The 18,964-nt window shown below is 61.6% G+C and carries 16 protein-coding genes and 1 pseudogene; 14 read left to right on the top strand and 3 right to left on the bottom strand.

The window, feature by feature from the left end:
* The first annotated feature begins 2 nt into the window (after window positions 1–2).
* From HDG34_RS36660 to HDG34_RS36605, 12 genes are all read left to right on the top strand, one after another.
* The gene (locus HDG34_RS36660; protein ID WP_184038621.1) at window positions 3–326 is read left to right on the top strand and encodes a malonate decarboxylase subunit delta; all 324 of its coding nucleotides are present in this window, start codon (window positions 3–5) and stop codon (window positions 324–326) included.
* On the top strand, window positions 323–1,207 hold the full coding sequence (locus HDG34_RS36655; RefSeq protein ID WP_184068359.1) for a biotin-independent malonate decarboxylase subunit beta: 885 nt from the start codon (window positions 323–325) through the stop codon (window positions 1,205–1,207). The genes HDG34_RS36660 and HDG34_RS36655 overlap by 4 nt, the downstream gene beginning before the upstream one ends.
* Window positions 1,204–2,022: a biotin-independent malonate decarboxylase subunit gamma gene (gene mdcE, locus HDG34_RS36650; RefSeq protein WP_184068356.1), complete on the top strand. Its 819-nt coding sequence runs from the start codon at window positions 1,204–1,206 to the stop codon at window positions 2,020–2,022. The genes HDG34_RS36655 and mdcE overlap by 4 nt, the downstream gene beginning before the upstream one ends.
* The gene (locus HDG34_RS36645) at window positions 2,022–2,720 is read left to right on the top strand and encodes a malonate decarboxylase holo-ACP synthase (RefSeq protein WP_184068418.1); all 699 of its coding nucleotides are present in this window, start codon (window positions 2,022–2,024) and stop codon (window positions 2,718–2,720) included. Before mdcE ends, HDG34_RS36645 begins: the two co-directional genes overlap by 1 nt.
* Window positions 2,720–3,652: a malonate decarboxylase subunit epsilon gene (mdcH, locus tag HDG34_RS36640; protein ID WP_184068352.1), complete on the top strand. Its 933-nt coding sequence runs from the start codon at window positions 2,720–2,722 to the stop codon at window positions 3,650–3,652. The genes HDG34_RS36645 and mdcH overlap by 1 nt, the downstream gene beginning before the upstream one ends.
* 431 nt (window positions 3,653–4,083) lie before the next feature.
* Complete coding sequence (gene kdpF / locus HDG34_RS36635; RefSeq protein WP_311734925.1) at window positions 4,084–4,179, top strand: K(+)-transporting ATPase subunit F; 96 nt, start codon at window positions 4,084–4,086, stop codon at window positions 4,177–4,179.
* Entirely contained in the window at window positions 4,176–5,984 is a 1,809-nt protein-coding gene (gene kdpA / locus HDG34_RS36630; RefSeq protein WP_184068349.1) for a potassium-transporting ATPase subunit KdpA, read from the top strand. Before kdpF ends, kdpA begins: the two co-directional genes overlap by 4 nt.
* 13 nt (window positions 5,985–5,997) lie before the next feature.
* Entirely contained in the window at window positions 5,998–8,154 is a 2,157-nt protein-coding gene (gene kdpB, locus HDG34_RS36625) for a potassium-transporting ATPase subunit KdpB (RefSeq protein WP_184068346.1), read from the top strand.
* Window positions 8,155–8,173: 19 nt separating this feature from the next.
* Window positions 8,174–8,758 (top strand): potassium-transporting ATPase subunit KdpC, encoded by a 585-nt coding sequence (kdpC, locus tag HDG34_RS36620; RefSeq protein ID WP_184068342.1) that lies wholly within the window; start codon window positions 8,174–8,176, stop codon window positions 8,756–8,758.
* Between the two features lie 76 nt (window positions 8,759–8,834).
* Window positions 8,835–11,663, top strand: a complete 2,829-nt coding sequence (locus tag HDG34_RS36615) for a sensor histidine kinase KdpD (protein ID WP_184068339.1) — start codon at window positions 8,835–8,837, stop codon at window positions 11,661–11,663.
* Complete coding sequence (locus HDG34_RS36610) at window positions 11,660–12,373, top strand: response regulator (protein ID WP_184068337.1); 714 nt, start codon at window positions 11,660–11,662, stop codon at window positions 12,371–12,373. Before HDG34_RS36615 ends, HDG34_RS36610 begins: the two co-directional genes overlap by 4 nt.
* A gap of 196 nt (window positions 12,374–12,569) precedes the next feature.
* A complete protein-coding gene (locus HDG34_RS36605) occupies window positions 12,570–12,986 on the top strand; it encodes a universal stress protein (RefSeq protein ID WP_184068333.1) in 417 nt (138 codons plus the stop codon).
* A gap of 69 nt (window positions 12,987–13,055) precedes the next feature.
* Here HDG34_RS36605 and HDG34_RS36600 read toward each other — a convergent pair whose 3' ends face one another.
* Both HDG34_RS36600 and HDG34_RS36595 read right to left on the bottom strand, forming a co-directional pair.
* On the bottom strand, window positions 13,056–14,237 hold the full coding sequence (locus HDG34_RS36600; protein WP_184068330.1) for a sodium:proton antiporter: 1,182 nt from the start codon (window positions 14,235–14,237) through the stop codon (window positions 13,056–13,058).
* Between the two features lie 512 nt (window positions 14,238–14,749).
* Window positions 14,750–14,930 (bottom strand): annotated as a pseudogene (locus tag HDG34_RS36595) (DDE-type integrase/transposase/recombinase); the annotation flags it as partial.
* Window positions 14,931–15,668: 738 nt separating this feature from the next.
* On the opposite strand from HDG34_RS36595, the gene HDG34_RS36590 reads away from it, so the two are divergent.
* Both HDG34_RS36590 and HDG34_RS36585 read left to right on the top strand, forming a co-directional pair.
* Window positions 15,669–17,237 carry a hypothetical protein gene (locus HDG34_RS36590; protein ID WP_184068327.1) on the top strand — a complete coding sequence of 523 codons (1,569 nt, stop codon included), beginning with the start codon at window positions 15,669–15,671 and terminating at the stop codon, window positions 17,235–17,237.
* Between the two features lie 207 nt (window positions 17,238–17,444).
* A complete protein-coding gene (locus HDG34_RS36585; protein WP_184068412.1) occupies window positions 17,445–18,137 on the top strand; it encodes a phosphatase PAP2 family protein in 693 nt (230 codons plus the stop codon).
* Window position 18,138: 1 nt separating this feature from the next.
* Here the strand turns inward: HDG34_RS36585 and HDG34_RS36580 are convergent, their stop codons facing one another.
* Window positions 18,139–18,927: an IS6 family transposase gene (locus HDG34_RS36580; RefSeq protein ID WP_260321455.1), complete on the bottom strand. Its 789-nt coding sequence runs from the start codon at window positions 18,925–18,927 to the stop codon at window positions 18,139–18,141.
* Between the last annotated feature and the right edge of the window lie 37 nt (window positions 18,928–18,964).

The following is an 18,964-nucleotide window of genomic DNA, read 5'->3' as shown; positions in this document are numbered from 1 at the left end:
TCATGGAACATTTGACCTTCGACTATCCGGCGCAACGCGCCGTCACGACCCGCGCGCACGTCGGCGTGGTCGGCTCGGGCGATCTGGAAGTGCTGCTGTCGCCTGCCGCCGCCGATCCAGGCGGTTCGGCGCTCGCCGCGCACGTGGTGGTGCGCACCAGCGTCGACGGCTATAGCCACATCTGGAAGAGCGTGCTCGACCGCTTCTTCACGCGCTACGACGGCGCCGCGCACATCGAGATCAACGACTTCGGCGCGACGCCGGGCGTGGTCGCGTTGCGGCTCGCCGAGGCGGTCGAAGCGGCCGAGGAAGGAGACAGCGTATGAGCACGAGCGCCAGCGTACATAGCGCGCCGCTGCTGCGCGAAAGCTTCATCGAACTGCCCGCGCGCGAGCGCGCCCGCTCGCTGCTCGACGCGGGCAGCTTCCGCGAACTGCTCGGACCGTTCGATCGCATCGGGTCGCCGTGGCTGCCCTTGCAGGGCATCGTCTGCCAGGCCGACGACGGCTGCGTGATCGCGCGCGGCACGATCGACGGCGAACCTGCCGTAGTCGCCGCGATCGAATCGGCGTTCCAGGGCGGCAGCATCGGCGAAGTGTCGGGCAGCAAGATCGCCGCGGCGCTCGAGATGGCGCTACGCGACTGCGAGCGTGGCAAGCTCGTGCGCCCGGTCGTGCTGTTCGAGACCGGCGGCGTGCGGTTGCAGGAAGCGAACCTTGGGCTTGCGGTCATCGCCGAGATTCAGGCGGCGATCGTCGCGCTGCGCCGGCGCGTGCCGGTGGTCGGCGTGATCGCGGGCATGGTCGGCTGCTTTGGCGGCATGTCGCTCGCGGCCGCGCTGTGCTCGTATCTGATCGTGACGAAGCAGGGACGGCTCGGCATGAACGGACCTGAAGTGATCGAGCAGGAAGCCGGTATCGAAGAACTCGATGCGAGCGATCGCCGCCGCGTATGGCAACTGATCGGCGGCGAGCAGCGCGTCGCGAGCGCGCTCGCCGACACGCTCGTCGACGACGATGCCGAGGCCGTGCGCGCCGCCGTACGCGCCGCGTTCGCGCAAGGCGTGCCGGCCACGCATCGCAGCGAGCAGGTCGACACGTTCTTGCAGCGGCTCGCGCGGATCGATCCGGCCAGCGTCACGCCCGAGACGCTGCGTGATGTGTACAACCCGCAAGGGCGCGATGCGTCGAACAAGGAGCAGGCATGAACGACACGACACTCACGCGCGGCGCGCGCTGGTTCAATGCACTTGCCGGCGAATCGTCGAGCGCGGCGCCCGTCTGGAGCGGCGATGCGCCGCTCGGCCGCGACACCGCGCGCTTCATCACGGTCGTGCCCGATCCCGCGAACCGTTTTCCGCGCGCGACCACCAACGTGGTCGGGCTCGAACAAGGCTGGCAACTCGCGCGCGCGGTGCGTGAAGCGATCGAAGCGGATGCGGGTGTGGACGGCACGCGCCGCCCGATCGTCGCGATCGTCGACGTGAAGAGCCAGGCGTACGGCTATCGCGAGGAAATGCTCGGCATCCACCTCGCCTGCGCGGCCGCCGTCGACGCCTATGCGAGCGCGCGCGACGCCGGCCATCCGGTGATCGCGCTGATCGTCGGTCCGGCGATGTCCGGCGCGTTCCTCGCGCATGGCTATCAGGCGAACCGCATCGTCGCGCTCGACGCGCCCGGCACGATGGTCCACGCGATGGGCAAGGAAGCGGCCGCGCGCGTCACGCGCCGCACGGTCGAAGAACTCGACGAACTCGGCGACACGATCGTGCCGATGTCGTATTCGATGGCGTCGTTCGCGAAGTTGGGGCTGCTCGATCAGTTGATCGAAGGCATCGACGCGGACGCGCCCGACGCGGCACAGATCGAGCGCGTGCGCAAGGTGCTGGTCGAGCAGATTCGCAGCGCGCGCGAGGGGGATCGTACGCTCGCGCGTCGGCTGGAATCGGCGGCGGCGCGGCAGACTCGCGCGGCGTCGATCGAGGTGCGGCGGCGTCTTGCCGAACAATGGGATGCCGTGTGATGCGCGTGTGTGCGGCTGCGCCCTTCTCCACCGTGCACGCCACGTCGTGCGACGCGCGGTGGCGGCCGCATGATCTGCTGCGCTTGCGGCGGCTGGACTCGCCCGATGACGAACCAGCGTGGGTTCGCGACGCGTTCGAACGCGCGCCGTATGCGGTCGTCCGACGCGCGCTCGCCGCTGATGGTTTCGTCGCGATCGGCGTACGCGGTGCGAAGCGAGCGCAACGCTACGGCACATGGGTGCATGCGGACGATATCGTCGGTGCCGTGCCGTCGGAATCGCTCGCGCAGACGCAAGCCGATGCTGGGCGTGATGCATTGCCCTCGTTCGTTGCACTGCTTTCGTTGCAACGTGATTCGGGCGGTCCGCTTGCTGGATTCGCTTGGGGACCTATTGGCAGCACCGGCTTTGAACTGGCGACGCACGTGCCGACTGTCAACGAAACGAGCGACCTCGATCTGTTGATCCGCGTGCCGCAACCGCTGGCGCTGAATGTCGCGAGTGCTTTGCTGGAGCAACTGCAAACGCTCGCGGCGCATATCGGTATCCGCATCGATGCGCAACTCGAAACGCCCGCGGGTGGCGTGGCGCTCGCGGAATGGGCCGCGGGTAAGGCGCGCGTGCTTGCCCGCGATGCGAGCGGCCCCCGCTTGATCGCCGATCCGTGGGCGGCGGTTGCTCACAATGGCATTGCCTGATGCTCGCGCTTCTGTTCCCCGGCCAGGGTGCGCAGAGCGAAGGCTTTCTGCATCGACTGCCGCAGCATCGCGCGGTACAGGACACGCTCGCTGAAGCCTCCGACACACTTGGCATCGACGTGCTGACGCTCGACTCAGCCGACGCTTTCGATTCGACGGTCGCGGTGCAACTGGGCTTGACCGTCGCGGGCGTCGCGATCATGCGCGCGCTCGCCGATGAAGGATTGGCGGCGGAGATCAGCGCGGGACTGTCGATCGGCGCGTATGCGGCGGCGGTCAGTTGTGGCGCGGTGGCGTTCCGCGACGCGCTGAAGATGGTGCAGCGACGCGCCGAGCTGATGGAAACCGCTTATCCGGCGGGCTATGGTCTCGCGGCCGTCTCCGGCTTGAGCGAGCAGCAGGCGGAAACGCTCGTTGCACAGCAGGCCGCGGAGCACCGGCAACGCGTGTATATCGGCAACGTCAATGCACCGCGCCAGATCGTGATGGCCGGCGCGGACGATGCGCTCGACGGGTTCATCGAACGCGCGCTCGCGGCCGGCGCGCGCAAGGCCACGCGGCTCGCGGTCAGCGTGCCCTCGCATTGCGAATTGCTCGCGCGTGCGAGCGACGAACTGCTGGCGTACTCGCGCACGTTGCATGTTGAAAGACCGCGCGGTGTTTATATCGGCAATCGCGGTGGACGCCCGTTATATACGGCCGATGCGATTCGCGAGGATCTTGCGACAAATATGCGTTACACCGTGCGCTGGTTCGATGCGCTGACCGTGATGCAGGAAATGGGCGCGCAGGTGCTGGTCGAGGCGCCGCCGGGGCAGGTGTTGACAGATATCGTGAAGGAGAATTTTTCTGAGGTCAGTGCGTTGGCTGCGAGTACATTGCCGTTTGACAGGTTGGTGGGGACGGTACGCAGGCGGTTGGAGCGTGGCTGACGGGGTGTGCTTTGCGGTGTGCGAACTCCGCTCAGAAGAATCATTCCGACAGCCTCAGACAGATAAAGGTCGCGTCTGGTCCATGCTGCTTCGGCGCGCCCGGAGAAAAGAGCTGCATGCGCCTGACGCAGTCCGGATCTGCACAAACGGCTGACGCCGAACCCGGGGAGGACGCGCATCGCGCAGATCGCCTTGACTGGTGTTCCTTCGAGGCGAGAACCGGGTCCCGTTTACATGTTTTTTATACCCCAGCACGTGGTCTTACCACGGCGTTTACGCCCTTTTTCCTAGGCTTGATCCTGGAAAGATCCGTCATGGGAGGGCATCGTCATGGATCTGGTTTACCTCATCGCCATCGCCGCATTCGGGGGGCTGGTCGCAGCGCTTGCGGTCGGCTGCGACAAGCTCCGCCGCGCCCCCGGAGGCCGTCCGTGACTTCCTGGATGACGTGGCTCGCCGCAGTGTCGACGCTCATACTGTTTGTCTACCTCGTGTACGCCCTGCTGCGAGCGGAGGCCCTCGAATGAACGCCAATAACCTGTTCCAGACAGGACTTTATATCGTCGTGCTGATCGCGCTCGCGATTCCGCTTGGCCGCTACATGACCAGCGTGCTTGACGGCTCGTCCGTGGTCGTGCGGCGTATCGGAAGGCCGCTGGAGGGGGTGTTATACAAGCTCGCTGGCGTCAATCCCGAAGCCGAAATGGCATGGACGCACTATGCCCTCGCCGTGATCGTTTTCAATGCGCTCGGCGCGCTGGTCGTGTACGGATTCCTGCGCCTCCAGCAATGGCTGCCGGCAAACCCGCAGGGTTTCGGTCCGATGACCCCCGACGCTGCATTCAATACGGCCATCAGCTTTGTGACCAATACGAACTGGCAGAATTACACGCCGGAGTCGACCGTCAGCTACCTGACGCAGATGGCCGCGTTAGCCGTTCAGAACTTTTTTTCGGCCGCCACCGGTATTGCCGTCGTCGTAGCGCTGATCCGCGGCTTTGCACGCCATACGACGAAAACCATCGGCAACTTCTGGGTCGACCTCACGCGCATCACGCTTTACATCCTCGCGCCGCTCGCGACGGTCATCGCGCTCGTATTCATCAGCCAGGGTGCGATCCAGAATTTCGAGTCATACAAGGACGTCGCCACGCTGCAGGTCACGACCTACCAGACGCCCAGGACCGATGCCCAGGGCAACCCGGTGAAGGATGCGAAGGGCAATCCGGTCATGGTCGACAACAAGGCCGACAGGCAGACCATCGCGATGGGACCGACCGCGTCACAGGAAGCGATCAAGATGCTCGGCACCAATGGGGGCGGCTTCTTTAACGCCAACTCCGCGCACCCGTATGAAAACCCGACGCCGTTCGCGAACTTCGTGCAGATGATCGCGATGCTCGTCATTCCTGCGGCGTTGTGCCTTGTGTTCGGCCGGATGGTAGGCGACCAGCGCCAGGGATACGCCATCCTCGCCGCGATGACGATCGCCTTCGCGGCCGCCTGCTGGGTGGAGATTTCCTCCGAGCAGGGCGGCAATCCGCTGCTTGCCTCGCTGCATGTGGATCAAACCGCGTCCGCCTTGCAGCCGGGCGGCAACATGGAAGGCAAGGAGACGCGCTTCGGTATCGCGCAGTCGGGGATCTTCACGGTCGCGACGACTTCAGCGTCATGCGGTGCGGTCAACAACATGCACGATTCGCTCACGCCGATCGGCGGGCTGGTCCCGCTATTGTTGATCCAGCTCGGCGAAGTGATCTTCGGCGGGGTTGGTTCCGGTCTGTACGGCATGCTCGTGTTCGCGCTGCTTGCGGTATTCGTCGCCGGCCTGATGATCGGCCGCACGCCAGAGTATGTCGGCAAGAAGATCGAGTCGTATGAGATGAAGATGGTCTCCATCGCTGTGCTGCTCACGCCATTGCTCGTACTGGTCGGTGCGTCGGCCGGCGTCCTGACGGCTGCTGGCGTGGCCGGAATCGCCAACCCCGGTCCACACGGCTTCTCCGAAATCCTGTATGCCTACAGCTCCGCCGCGAACAACAACGGCAGCGCATTCGCCGGTCTTTCGGTCAACACGCCGTTCTACAACGTAACGCTCGCGATCGCCATGTGGTTCGGCCGCTTCGGATCGATCATCCCTGTGCTGGCCATCGCCGGTTCGCTCGCTGACAAGAAGCGCATTGCCGTTACCGCCGGTACCTTGCCGACTCACGGTCCGCTGTTCGTTGTGCTGCTGCTTGGCACCGTGGTGCTCGTTGGTGCACTGACTTATGTGCCGGCGCTTGCCCTCGGCCCGGTCGTCGAGCACCTGATCATGATCTCGGGTCACTGATTGCGAGGAAAGCATGACTACCCGTACCCAACCGCCTGTCCATCAGCCGGGCAATATCGGTCAGGCACGCACTGCGGCCCGGTCGATGTTCGATCCGGCGATTGTCAGGCCGGCGCTCGTCGATTCATTCAGAAAGCTTGCGCCGCGTACCCAGCTGCGCAACCCGGTGATGTTCTGCGTCTATGTCGGCAGCATCCTGACGACGATCCTGTGGTTTGCTGCGCTCGCCGGCCAGGCCGAGGCGCCTGCGGGGTTCATCCTCGCGATCGCGCTGTGGCTGTGGTTCACGGTGCTCTTTGCGAACTTTGCCGAAGCGCTGGCCGAAGGCCGTTCGAAGGCCCAGGCCGCGTCGCTGCGCAGCGCCAAACACAATGTGGTGGCAAAAAAGCTGCAGGAGCCGCATCCGAAAGCGCCGATCCGCATCATGGCCGCGAACGATCTGCGCCGCGGCGACGTCGTTCTGGTCGAGACAGGTGACGTGATCCCGGCCGACGGCGAAGTGATCGAAGGGGTGGCGTCGGTCGACGAATCGGCGATCACCGGCGAATCCGCACCGGTGATCCGCGAGTCGGGCGGCGACTTTTCATCGGTGACGGGTGGCACGCGCGTGCTGTCGGACTGGATCGTCGTACGCGTCAGTGTGAACCCGGGTGAAGCGTTCCTTGACCGTATGATCGCGATGGTCGAAGGCGCGAAGCGTCAGAAGACGCCGAACGAAATTGCACTGACGATCCTGTTGGTCGCGCTGACGCTGGTTCTGCTGTTCGCTACCGCCACGCTGCTGCCGTTCTCGATGTTCTCCGTCGAAGTGGCAAAAGCCGGCCACGTCGTGACGATCACCGCGCTCGTTGCCCTGCTCGTGTGCCTGATTCCAACGACGATCGGCGGCCTGCTGTCGGCGATCGGTGTTGCGGGCATGAGCCGCATGATGCAGGCGAACGTGATCGCGACCTCGGGCCGTGCTGTTGAAGCCGCCGGCGACGTAGACGTGCTGCTGCTCGACAAGACCGGCACGATTACGCTCGGCAACCGTCAGGCCTCGGCCTTCATACCGGCACCGGGCGTCACGGAGGAAGCGCTCGCCGATGGCGCACAGCTGTCGTCGCTTGCCGACGAGACGCCGGAAGGCCGCAGCATCACTGTGCTCGCGAAGCAGCGTTTCAACATCCGCGAGCGCGATATGAACTCGTTGCACGCGACCTTCCTCGCGTTCAGCGCGCAGTCGCGGATGAGCGGCGTCGACCTGTCCCCCAAGGGGACTTCCTCCGGGGCGCCGGGCCGCGAGATCCGCAAAGGCGCGGCAGAAGCGATCAAGCACTATGTCGAAATGCACGGCGGGCAGTTTGCATCCGAGGTCGAGAGCGCCGTGACGGATGTCGCGCGACGTGGCAGCACACCGCTCGTGGTGGCGGAAAAACTCGGCGACGTAGCGCGCGTGCTGGGTGTGATCGAACTGAAGGACATCGTCAAGGGCGGTATCAAGGAACGTTTCGCCGAACTGCGCCAGATGGGCATCAAGACCATCATGATCACCGGCGACAACCGGCTGACCGCCGCGGCGATCGCGGCCGAAGCGGGCGTCGACGATTTCCTCGCCGAAGCCACGCCGGAGGCGAAGCTCACGATCATCCGCACGCATCAGGGTGAAGGACGCCTCGTCGCGATGACCGGCGACGGTACCAATGATGCCCCCGCACTCGCGCAGGCCGACGTCGCGGTGGCCATGAATACGGGCACGCAGGCGGCCAAGGAAGCCGGCAACATGGTCGACCTCGACTCCAACCCGACGAAACTGATCGAGATTGTCGAGATCGGCAAGCAGATGCTGATGACACGCGGGTCGCTCACGACATTCTCGATTGCCAACGACGTCGCGAAGTATTTCGCGATCATCCCGGCGGCGTTCGCGACGACCTATCCGCAGTTGCGGGTGCTCGACGTGATGCATCTGAGTTCGCCGGCTTCGGCAATCCTGTCGGCAGTGATCTTCAATGCGCTGATCATCGTGGCGCTGATCCCGCTTGCGCTCAAGGGTGTGAAGTACCGACCGCTGGGGGCTGCCGCACTGTTGCGCCGCAACCTGCTGGTCTATGGGCTCGGCGGAATTCTGCTCCCGTTTCCGTTCATCAAGCTGATCGACATGATCATGTCCGCGTTTGGCTGGGTTTGACACAAAGAGCGCAAACATCATGAAAAACCTGATTCGCCCCGTACTTGTGCTGTTCGTCGTACTGACCGTGATCGCGGGGGGCATTTATCCGATTGTTGTGACGGCCATCGGACGTATGGCGTTTCCACACCAGGCGAGCGGCAGCCTGATTGAGCACAACGGCAAGGCCGTGGGCTCCGCCGTGATCGGCCAGCAGTTCGACGCACCGTACTATTTCTGGGGACGCCTGTCGGCGACCACACCGAACCCTTACAACGCGCAAAACTCGGGCGGCTCGAACCTTGGTCCGACCAACCCCGCACTCGCTGACGAAATCAAAGGTCGCATCGATGCCTTGAAGACAGCGGGCACCGACATGTCGCAACCGGTACCGGTGGATCTTGTGACGTCCTCAGCCAGCGGTCTCGATCCCGAGATCAGTCCCGCTGCGGCGGCCTATCAGACCGCACGCGTTGCCAAGGCCCGCGGGCTGACGACCGACCAGGTCACCGAGCTGGTTGCCCGCTCTACGTCCGGGCGGCAGTTCGGCATTTTTGGCGAAGCGCGCGTCAATGTGCTCAAGCTCAACCTCGCGCTCGACGACCTCAAACCCATGCACGGATGATGTGCTGCCAACGTGCGTCTGGCGGGAAGGTGGGCGGGTCTGACGTCTGCCGCCGGCCGTTTATGGGAGACACTCGATGGACCGCCCCGACCCAGACGAACTTCTGGATAGGATCCAGCGGGATAAAGAGAAACAGCAGCGTGGCCGCCTGAAGGTCTTCTTTGGCGCGTCAGCGGGCGTGGGGAAGACGTTTGCGATGCTGCAGGCCGCCCGGCGGCAGCAGGAAGAAGGCGCCGATGTGGTTGTCGGGATCATCGAGACCCATGGCCGCAAGGAAACCATCGCGCTGCTGGATGGTCTCGAGATACTGCCGCTCGCGCGCCACGAATATCGCGGCCACCAGCTCTCCGAGTTCGACATCGACGCCGCGCTCGCCCGCAGGCCAAAACTCATCCTCGTCGACGAGCTCGCGCACTCGAACGTGCAGGGCGCGCGGCACCTGAAGCGCTGGCAAGACGTCCACGAACTCCTCGACGCGGGCATCGACGTCTACACGACGGTCAACGTCCAGCATCTCGAAAGTCTCAATGATATTGTCGGTCAGATCACGGGTATCCGGGTCTGGGAAACTGTCCCCGACCGGGTGTTCGATGGCGCCGACGAGGTCACACTAGTCGACTTGCCCGCCGAAGAGCTGCTCGACCGGATGCGAGACGGCAAGGTCTACCTGCCCCAGCAGGCCGAGCATGCCGTGCGTAACTTCTTTCGCAAGGGCAACCTGATTGCGCTGCGCGAACTGGCGCTGCGCCGTACCGCGGATCGCGTCGATGCGCAGATGCGTGAGTATCGCGCCGACCAGTCTATTGAGCGTATCTGGCAGGCACGCGAGCGGCTCATTGTGTGCGTCGGACCGGGGCCGGAAGCGCCAGTGCTGGTGCGCGCCGCTTCGCGGCTCGCCACGAGCATCAAGGCCGACTGGATAGCCGTGTATGTCGAGACGCCGAAACTGCAGCGCATGCCGGACGACTTGCGCAAACGAACGCTCGATGCGCTGAAGCTCGCCGCCGAACTCGGGGCCGAAACTGCCACGCTCGACGGGACTGACGCCGCACAAACGCTCGTTGCTTACGCCCGCATGCGCAATGTGTCCAGGCTGGTTGCCGGCGCGTCAGCGCGGGGACGCTGGCGGCGGCTGATCGTGCCGCCGGTCGGCGAGCAACTCGTGCAGAACGCGCGCGACATCGACGTCACGCTGATGAGCGCGGCCCCGGAGCGTGAGGGCCGGAATATGCGAGCCGGTGCTCCGAGCTTTGCTGTGGCGCCCGGAGGCGGCGGGCGCTTGAAGCCGCAAAGCTATTTTTACGCCCTGGCAATCTGCGGAGGAATCACAGTCGTTGCGTCAGCCTTTCTCCACCATATCGCTCTGGCGAACCTGGTGATGCTGTATCTGCTCGGCGTGATCTTCGCGGCCGCGCGACTCGGCCGCGGGCCGGGCGTGCTGCTGTCGTTCCTCAGCGTGGCGGCGTTCGATTTCTTCTTCGTACCGCCGCAGATGACATTCGCGGTTTCGGACACGCAATACGTGCTGACCTTCTTCGTGATGCTGCTGACTTCCTTGACAATCAGTCATCTGACGTCGAGCCTGCGCCGTCAGGCGCACATCGCGACCATGCGCGAACGGCGCACCAGTGCGATGTACGCCATGTCACGTGAACTGGGCGCGGCGCTGACGACCGGGCAGATCATCGAGATCGGTACGCGGCACGTCGGCGAAGTGTTTCACGCGCGCGTCGCGATCCTGCTGCCGGACAGCGCAGAGAAGATCTGGCAGAAAGTCGAAGAGCCTAACCCTGCTGTCATGCTGGACGCACAAGCGCTCGACCTCGATATCGGTCAATGGGTGTATGACCAGCAAAAACCTGCCGGACGTGGCACGGATACGCTGCCCGCCACGGACGCGCTGTACCTGCCGCTAAAGGCACCGATGCGTACGCGCGGCGTGCTCGCGATGGTATCGGAGCAGACTTCGGATCTGGCGAGTCCAGAGCAGCAGCGGATGCTCGATGCGTTCGCCGCCCAGATTGCGCTGGCGCTCGAACGCGTTCACTACGTGGAAATCGCGCAGGACGCGCTCATCAACATGGAGTCCGAGCGACTGCGCAACTCCCTGCTGTCGGCGATCTCACACGACCTGCGCACGCCACTGACCGCAATCGTCGGATTCGCGTCGATGCTTGCCGAACAGGACAAAAGCGGTGTGCCTGCGAGAACGACCAGCGAAGTCGTCGACGCAATCCACGAGGAGGCGCTCAGGATGAATGGTCTTGTCACGAACCTGCTCGACATGGCACGCCTCGAAGCGGGTGGCGTGCGCCTGAACCGGCAATGGTCGATGCTCGAGGAGGTCGTCGGCGCGGCCCTCGGCGCTTGCCGGCGTACGCTCGCCGGGCGCCCGGTCCAGGTGCATGTACCGCCTGATCTGCCACTGCTGCAGCTTGATGCGGTGCTGATGGAGCGGCTCTTTGTGAATCTCTTCGAGAACGCGGCGAAGTACACGCCACCGGGGACGCCGCTCACGATCGATGCCACGCCGGCCCATGATGGCGGCCGGAAATATGTGAAGGTCTGCGTCGACGATAGCGGGCCCGGCCTGCCGCCGGGCATGGAGACGCGCGTGTTCGACAAGTTCACGCGCGGCGAGAAAGAATCGGCGAAGGCCGGGATAGGTCTTGGCCTCGCGATCTGCCGTGCCATTGTCGAGGCGCATGGCGGCAGGATCGGGGCCGAGAATCGTACCGGCACAATGGGTAAGATCATTGGCGCGCGCTTCTGGTTCATGCTGCCCGCCGATGAGACCCCGCCGGCCGAAGCGCCACCCGCAGAGCTATGGCCCGACGATGGAGAGCAGGCGGCGTCAACAGGGGGCACCTTCCCGGCACCGGCCGTCGATCCGGCAAAACCATGAGCGAGCCGACGGTCACCGTCTTTCTGATTGAAGACGACAAGCACATCCGTCGTTTCGTTCACACGGCACTGGAAGCGGATGGCATGACGGTCTTTGATGCCGAAACGGGGGAGCAAGGGCTGGCGCAAGCCGCAACACGGCGGCCTGATCTCGTCATCGTCGATCTTGGTTTGCCGGATATGGACGGCATTGACGTGATTCGGGAACTGCGTAGCTGGTCCACTGTGCCGGTGCTCGTGCTGACGGCGCGAACCCGGGAGGAGCATAAGGTCGCGGCGCTCGACGCTGGGGCCGATGACTACCTGACCAAGCCGTTCGGATTGCCGGAACTGACTGCGCGAATCCGCGCCCACCTGCGGCGGCGAACCTGCGGCGGCAGGACGGGGTCGACCAAAGTGCATTTCGGCGCTGTCACGATCGATCTTGCGGAACGGAGGGTAACGCGCGACAGCCAGATCGTCCATCTCACCCCGATCGAATACCGGCTACTGTCGGCGCTTGTGTCACGCGCAGGATGGGTGCTGACGCGTCGACAGCTACTTCAGGAGGTGTGGGGCCAAACGCACGCTGATAACGACCACTATTTGCGAGTCTACATGGGGCACCTGCGCCAGAAACTCGAACGTGATCCGGCGCAACCAGAGTACATCATCACGGAGACTGGCGTAGGCTACAGACTGGTCGGAGCGAACGACTATCAGGGGCAGTAGCATGCAATCCGCACTGAAGCGTCGATTCAGTGGGAAATTGCGCCCAGAAGTGCCGCCGTCATGTTTGCACCGCGTTCGAGACGTCGCGTTGACGGGATTTTTACATGTCCTGCGTATAGTTTTGCAACGCATTGACACGCTCTGTGCTGAAATGGAAGTGTCAAAGTCGGTCTGCTGGCCGAAATCGGAGTGCTCAATGTTACGGTTGCTGATCCCCGTAGTCGATAGCGGCGGTGCCGTACAGGCTGCCCGACACGCCGCATTTCTGTATCTGGAACACTGCGTGTCCGAAGTCGAACTGCTTGAAGTGCTTGAGCCTATTGACGAAGGGCGTGCGGCAGCGTTTCACTCGCGCAGCGCGCTGCGTCTCCATGAGAAGCACATAATGCTCGACGCGCTGATCCAGACATGCTCAGTCCTTGAGGATGCAGGCGTTCCGTACAAATGGAAGCGGGTGTTCGGGCACGGCGCAAGAGCCATTGCCGCCTATGCTGCAAAGACTCAACCGGATGTCGTCGTGATCGACGCCAGCCATTTCGGTTTCTTTCGCAGACTGACCATGCTCGCCGGGTTGTGGCGCGTGACTACCAGGCCGGTAACCATGGTTCACTAGACTGCATGCGTGAGCGCAACGATGAGGATGAAAAGCAGGCGTGCATGAAACTTTTGAGGCCCCGCATCTTTAAACGACACCCAATCGCCTTAGTAGCGGCGTCATCGTGGCGCCCTGAACGAAGATTGAAAAAGCAACCACGGCAAAACACACGGTAATGATTTCTTCGCGCCGTGGTAGTCCGGGCGGCAATCCCATCGCGAGCGCCAAGGCCAAGGCACCGCGTAGCCCGCCCCAGAACAGGATATGTTGATGCCGCACCTCGATCTGCAGCGACGAGCGCGAGAAGAGCATGCAACACGGGTACACAGCCACGGCACGCCCCAGCATCACGACCATGATGGCGATCCCGATCGATAGCCACACGGTGTCGTATTCCCTGCGCGCCTGCTGAACTCCAATGAAAAGAAAGATGAACGAATTCGCCGCAAATACCGTGTACTCAAGCACGACCTCGACGGCTTCCCGGCCTCTCTTCGTCATCGCGTCGCTCGTGTTCCGCTTTCCCATCGCGAGGCCCGCTATCAGCGTGGCCAATACGCCGGACAGGTGAAGGTTCTCGGCTAGCAGAAACGACCCATAGGCCGCGATCATCGCGAAGGTGATCTCGACGAGGTGATCGTCGGTGCGGTGCAGCAGCGATAGCACTGCGTTGCCGATCAGCAAACCGCAAAACACCGAACCGAGAAGCACCACGCCCGAGATCTTGAGTACTTCGACAAGGCCGACGTGCGTGCCGGCGACAAAGGCCAGCGTGACCCGAAACGCTGCCGCCGCGGTCCCGTCATTGAACAGACTCTCGGCCTCCATCAAATGCCTGAAGCGGCCTGTGACACCCGCTTCCTTGAAAGTGGCAAGGATGGAGACGGGATCCGTAGCGGCTATTAACGTGCCGAAAAGCAGCCCGCTGATCCATTCCCAATGCAACAGGAAATGCATGCCTGCTGCCGTCACGCCAGCTGACAGGAGCACCCCAAGGACCGCTAATGTCTGGACGACGACGAAATCTCGGCGTACCTGGCCCCACCTCATGTGAAACGCCGCCTCGAAAATGAGCGGCGGCAGCAGTACGTCGTAGATGAAATCCTTGGTGAGGGGAATATCTGGGAAGCTGGAAGAGGCCAGGAAAGAGAAGCTGATTCCAGCCATAACGAGACCAACGCTATACGGCATATGCAAGCGCCGGACTAGCATGGCCACCAGTGCCGAAACGAGCAACAGCAGTTCGAAGAGCCCAATGTTAAAGTCCATTCGGACGGTCCGGTCGAAAGAGAAAAGGGGCTTTTGCCACTGCTATCTTGATCTCGCCGACACGTGTCGGTGCCATGCGCATAGAAGTATATTCGAGACGCTGACGTCGGATCGCCGCAGACGCGACCGTTCCTTTCTTCCGCACGGCGTTCGGTGAGGGAAGCACCGCCGACCGTCTCCGGTCGGTCGTGCGGGCTCTATCCGTATCGTCCGGTTGGTCCCTTGAGCTGCTCTCCACGATCGGCACAAAGAGTTCGTTGCAACGGCGTTCGTCGAGGCGGGGCACCGTCCCAGCGATTGGCGACAGCATCTCCGGATGGATAACTGAAATACGAGGCGGGATAGGTTGCAAAACCTCGAGTAGGCGCTGCACACAGGGCCATCACACGCGTTCACCGTCAAGTAATGACCGATTCGGTAGTCGAAGGGCAGCGCAGTCTATCGACGTTGCAGGATGGGTTTTGTCGCGATAAGGAAGTCAGTGCGATCGGATTTGATATGAAGAGGATTGCTTATATGACCAGCGAATAGAATTGCTCGGCAGCGGTTGTGGTGTCGCCATCGTGCTGCATCTGCCCCTTTGCGAATCATGTGCATCACCTCGATGCCGGACAGAATGATGCGCGCAAACCGGAAACTCTTGAAGCCCATCATCGGCTTGATGACACGTTTGATGGCGCGGTGATCCTGGTCGGGTAACCGCTTCGCCGCAAGCCCCGTTTCCCACGGACTTCGTCACCTTGCCAGTGTCAGCAAGTCACCGCCGCTTCGGCTCACTTTCTCTCGCAGCAGAGAAAGGGCATACCCCGGTACTGCAACGACAACTTCTCCGGGTTTTGCATTCCAAACATGCTCAAGCAACTTCACCCCCTTGCAGGCAGGCTACGTTGGCTGGGCGTACCGTAGGTCTCGTCCATGCGCCAGCTCTTGCCCACAGCATGGAAATTCGGACCCTTCCGAACAGAGCCAAGCGAAATTGCCAATTCGCTTTGCCAACGCCTCAGTGCGACAGGCCCGCGAAGGTATTTTGCCCGGTGATAATCGTTTGGTTCTACGATGTCGCGCAGGCTGAGGCGGAACTGGTAATACCAGCGAACGGCACAGCTGACGACGACGTCGGGGAGCCGGTGACCGATAAATCGATTTCGTCTGCTTTATTGCCTGACTCTACCTGCGCCTGTCCGAGAACCTCCCAGTGCCTTTGTGAGCGAGACCCGAAGGAATGTCTTCGTCTTTGTGTGAGGTGACGAACAAATGGTTACATTGGCGCGCGTATACTCGTCAAAAAAGTGACATATAGCACGATGAGATCGAAAGCGACCACGGATTCAGCTGCGCGACATCTTCCGTAAGCAATGTATCTTTCGTTTAACTGAACAAATCGAGAATACCTTGCGCGGATGGTTCCAGATCAACCTTCCGAGGTTTTTGATGACTATCAGAAGCCTGATGAACACTGGCATTTCGCCTGTGCGTCTGTGGGGTGTATGGCTTATTGCGACCGTGGTTGCGTCGGTGCCATTCCTCGTCACGCCATATCCTCCTCTTGGGCAACACTTTTACAATATCGTCCGGCTCGATATCCTTTCTCATCCGGCATCGTATGCTAGAAATTTTGTCGTTCAGTGGGATGCCGTGCCTGACCTTGCCATGGATCTGGCCCTCCCGTGGTTCACGAAGCTCATACCGGTAGAATGGGCCGCCTGGCTGTTTACCCTCGTTGAACTCGGGCTATTGACATCGGGCTGCCTGGTGTTGAGCCGTGTTGCCAATGGCCGCTGGTCATGGTTACCGTTTATCAGCTTCCTGCTGCTCTATAACTGGATACTGATACGCGGCTACGATAACTTTCTGTTTGGTCTTGGCATTTCCTTTTGGGCGATCGCCGCGCACGTGGCGTTGCGCCGGGCCACCCTCGCGCGGATCCTGGTTTCGTGCTGTAGTGCCCTTGTCATCTATTTTTGCCATCTGTTTCCGCTCGCCGTTTTCGCTCTGGTCGCAGGCACGTGGGAACTTGGCTGTCTTCTTCGGGAGGGGAAGGTCTCGATTCATTCACTGGCTCGCCACGCGGCCGCGAGCTTTGTTCCGTTGCTGCTCCCCCTTGCACTGTTGATCCACAGCAGCACCGGCGGCCTTCATGGGTCAACCCACTTCGGCCTTATCCACGTACTTTCGAAGCTCGCTTTCTGCATCGATGTCTTCTCAGTGGGAAATCGTGCAGGCGATGTGGCGATCGTGGCGGGTTTGAGCCTGTTCGTGGTCATCGGTCTCGTTATGAGATGGTGGACGTGCGAGCCAGAGTTCCGGATAACCGTGTTTTCACTTCCGCTGGTAGTCCTGCTCGCACCGTTTGACGCGTTTGCTTCCTACGGTGTGATCGAGCGATGTGGGATCAGCTTCGCGTTTTTGCTGACTGCGCTGGTTGGCATACGACATTCGGTGGCGCCACGTCTCCAACGAGTCGGCGCACTCGCTCTCACGCTTGTCTTTGTTTTCCGGATCGTGACTGTGACTGAGGACTGGCGGGGCGACAGTCCTGTCATTCAGGCTTACCGCACTACGTTCGCGTCTCTGAAGGCCGGTTCCGTCTTGTTCCAGTACAAGCAAGACACCGCCGACCGGTCTCCATGGAAAGCCCCCCACCGCTGGAACCCATATTTGGACAAGGTGGTGGCGCTCGCAACAGTGAATGGCGTTCTCGTGCCGGATTTGTATCTCAAAGCGGGCCAGCAACCCGTGCTTTACCGGAGCGAGAACGTAGCATTGAGGGAGTTCCAGGACGACAGCTCTACCCGGAAACCGAATGTCTTAGCAAATGGCGCCATGTTGCGCGCGTGGTCGACTGAACTGCTGGATCGTTTTCCGGACCTTCAAAGCCGGTTTACGACGGTCTATCTTGCGGTGCTCGACCCGTACCGGCGCCTACCCGAGACGCTTGATGGTTGGCAACTCGTTGCGACTTTACCTGAACATCGGCTCTATGAACTGCGTCCCCGTTGAGCTCAAATATGGACCTTAGACGACCACGACGCATGAGAGTTACACGGTCTCGACAAGGCATCGGTCGACGGGTCGCATCAAGGAGGCTGTAGTTGTTCCTTATCCTCGTGCGTTGCAACGTCGTCGGTTCAAGGCGTTGCCGACGATAGAGCCCGATACGAGCTAGTCGCATCGGAAATTGGCATGGTCCGATTTTCTTACAAGACAATGAATAGCTTCGATTCGTCTATCGAGACATATCTATCCACCATCCACTTCGGTTATCTCACGGCCCAAACCATAGAGGTCATTGCCGACCTCTACACCTTCAAAGGGCTCGTGCTCATACCGTTGCTGTGGTGGATGTGGTTTCAGCGAGACGAGCGCCGCGAATGGCGGCGAGAAATGGTGCTCGCAACGCTTCTCAGCGGCCTCCTGGCGCTCTTCGTCGGAAGACTGCTGACTCACTGGTTGCCGTTCAGAGTGCGCCCTGTCTTTAGCAGCGAGTTGCATCTGCACTTTGCGGGTCACGTCATCGAGGACGCACAGCTGTCGAGTTGGAGTTCCTTCCCAAGCGATCACGCGATGTTATGGATGGCGGTCGCCACTGGCATCTTCCTCGTGTGGCGGGGCATCGGCGTGCTGGCGATTCTCTATGCGGTGCTGGTCATTTGCCTGCCGCGTGCCTATCTAGGCTTTCACTACCCGACCGACTTGCTGGCGGGCGCGCTCGTGGGAGCCGGAATCACCTATCTAATGACGCGAGACGCGATTCGCGTGCGCTACGCCACTCCGGCGCTGCGATGGATGGAGCGTTACCCGGGACCGTCAGCGATGCTGGCCTTTATTCTGTGCCTCGAACTCGCCACGCAGTTCGACGAACTGCGCAAGCTGACGGGCAGTGTGATCAAACACCTATGAATCACACATGGCGGTTTTGTCGCGATAAGGAAGTCAGTGCGAGCGGATTTGATATGAAGAGGACTGCATATATGACCAGCGAATAGAATTGCTCGGCAGCGGTTCTGGTGTCGCCATCGTGCTGCATCTGCCCTTTGCGAATCATGTGCATCACCTCGATGCCGGACAGAATGATGCGCGCAAACCGGAAACTCTTGAAGCCCATCATCGGCTTGATGACACGTTTGATGGCGCGGTGATCCTGCTCGACGACGTTGTTCAGATACTTGATCTGCCGGATCTTGATTGGCTTTTTCCGCTCAGCGTTGAGCGCTTCGAGCGCGGCCAGATGGGCGCCGCTCTTGTCCACAGTGATAGTCTCGGGCTCAACATTTTGGGCAATCGCCTTGTCGAAATACCGACGTGCAGCAGCCTTGTCGCGATGCGCACGCAGCAGGAAATCCATCGTGTTGCCCTCCTTGTCGACGGCCCGGTACAGATATTTCCATTGTCCTTTGACCTTGACGCAGGTCTCGTCCATGCGCCAGCTCTTGCCGGCCGGGCGCTTGATTCGCCGAAATGCCTTTTCGAACAAGGGTACGAGTTTGATCACCCATCGGTGCACACTTGAGTGATCGACCTCAATTCCCCGCTCGGCCATCATCTCTTCGAGGTTGCGCAGGCTCAGCGAGTACGCCACGTAACAGCGAACACACAGCAGAATCACGTCCAGCGGATAGTGCAAGCGCTTGAGAACCTTGCCGATCCCCGCAGGAAACGTCGCACCCGATGAATTCTTCGTTTTGCCCATCTCGTTCGTGGTTCGTGAGGGAATGCGAATTCCAGCG

Source organism: Paraburkholderia sp. HC6.4b, from assembly GCF_014200875.1.
Classification (GTDB): Bacteria; Pseudomonadota; Gammaproteobacteria; order Burkholderiales; family Burkholderiaceae; genus Paraburkholderia; species Paraburkholderia tuberum.
Note: the sequence above shows the minus strand (reverse complement) of the source record. Positions and strands in the feature narration are given on the sequence as shown.

Coding starts and splice junctions, on each gene's coding strand:
- HDG34_RS36660 (WP_184038621.1), top strand. CDS start 3: ATGGAACATTTGACCTTCGACTATCCGGCGCAACGCGCCGTCACGACC.
- HDG34_RS36655 (WP_184068359.1), top strand. CDS start 323: ATGAGCACGAGCGCCAGCGTACATAGCGCGCCGCTGCTGCGCGAAAGC.
- mdcE (WP_184068356.1), top strand. CDS start 1,204: ATGAACGACACGACACTCACGCGCGGCGCGCGCTGGTTCAATGCACTT.
- HDG34_RS36645 (WP_184068418.1), top strand. CDS start 2,022: ATGCGCGTGTGTGCGGCTGCGCCCTTCTCCACCGTGCACGCCACGTCG.
- mdcH (WP_184068352.1), top strand. CDS start 2,720: ATGCTCGCGCTTCTGTTCCCCGGCCAGGGTGCGCAGAGCGAAGGCTTT.
- kdpA (WP_184068349.1), top strand. CDS start 4,176: ATGAACGCCAATAACCTGTTCCAGACAGGACTTTATATCGTCGTGCTG.
- kdpB (WP_184068346.1), top strand. CDS start 5,998: ATGACTACCCGTACCCAACCGCCTGTCCATCAGCCGGGCAATATCGGT.
- kdpC (WP_184068342.1), top strand. CDS start 8,174: ATGAAAAACCTGATTCGCCCCGTACTTGTGCTGTTCGTCGTACTGACC.
- HDG34_RS36615 (WP_184068339.1), top strand. CDS start 8,835: ATGGACCGCCCCGACCCAGACGAACTTCTGGATAGGATCCAGCGGGAT.
- HDG34_RS36610 (WP_184068337.1), top strand. CDS start 11,660: ATGAGCGAGCCGACGGTCACCGTCTTTCTGATTGAAGACGACAAGCAC.
- HDG34_RS36605 (WP_184068333.1), top strand. CDS start 12,570: ATGTTACGGTTGCTGATCCCCGTAGTCGATAGCGGCGGTGCCGTACAG.
- HDG34_RS36600 (WP_184068330.1), bottom strand. CDS start 14,237: ATGGACTTTAACATTGGGCTCTTCGAACTGCTGTTGCTCGTTTCGGCA.
- HDG34_RS36590 (WP_184068327.1), top strand. CDS start 15,669: ATGACTATCAGAAGCCTGATGAACACTGGCATTTCGCCTGTGCGTCTG.
- HDG34_RS36585 (WP_184068412.1), top strand. CDS start 17,445: ATGAATAGCTTCGATTCGTCTATCGAGACATATCTATCCACCATCCAC.
- HDG34_RS36580 (WP_260321455.1), bottom strand. CDS start 18,927: ATGGGCAAAACGAAGAATTCATCGGGTGCGACGTTTCCTGCGGGGATC.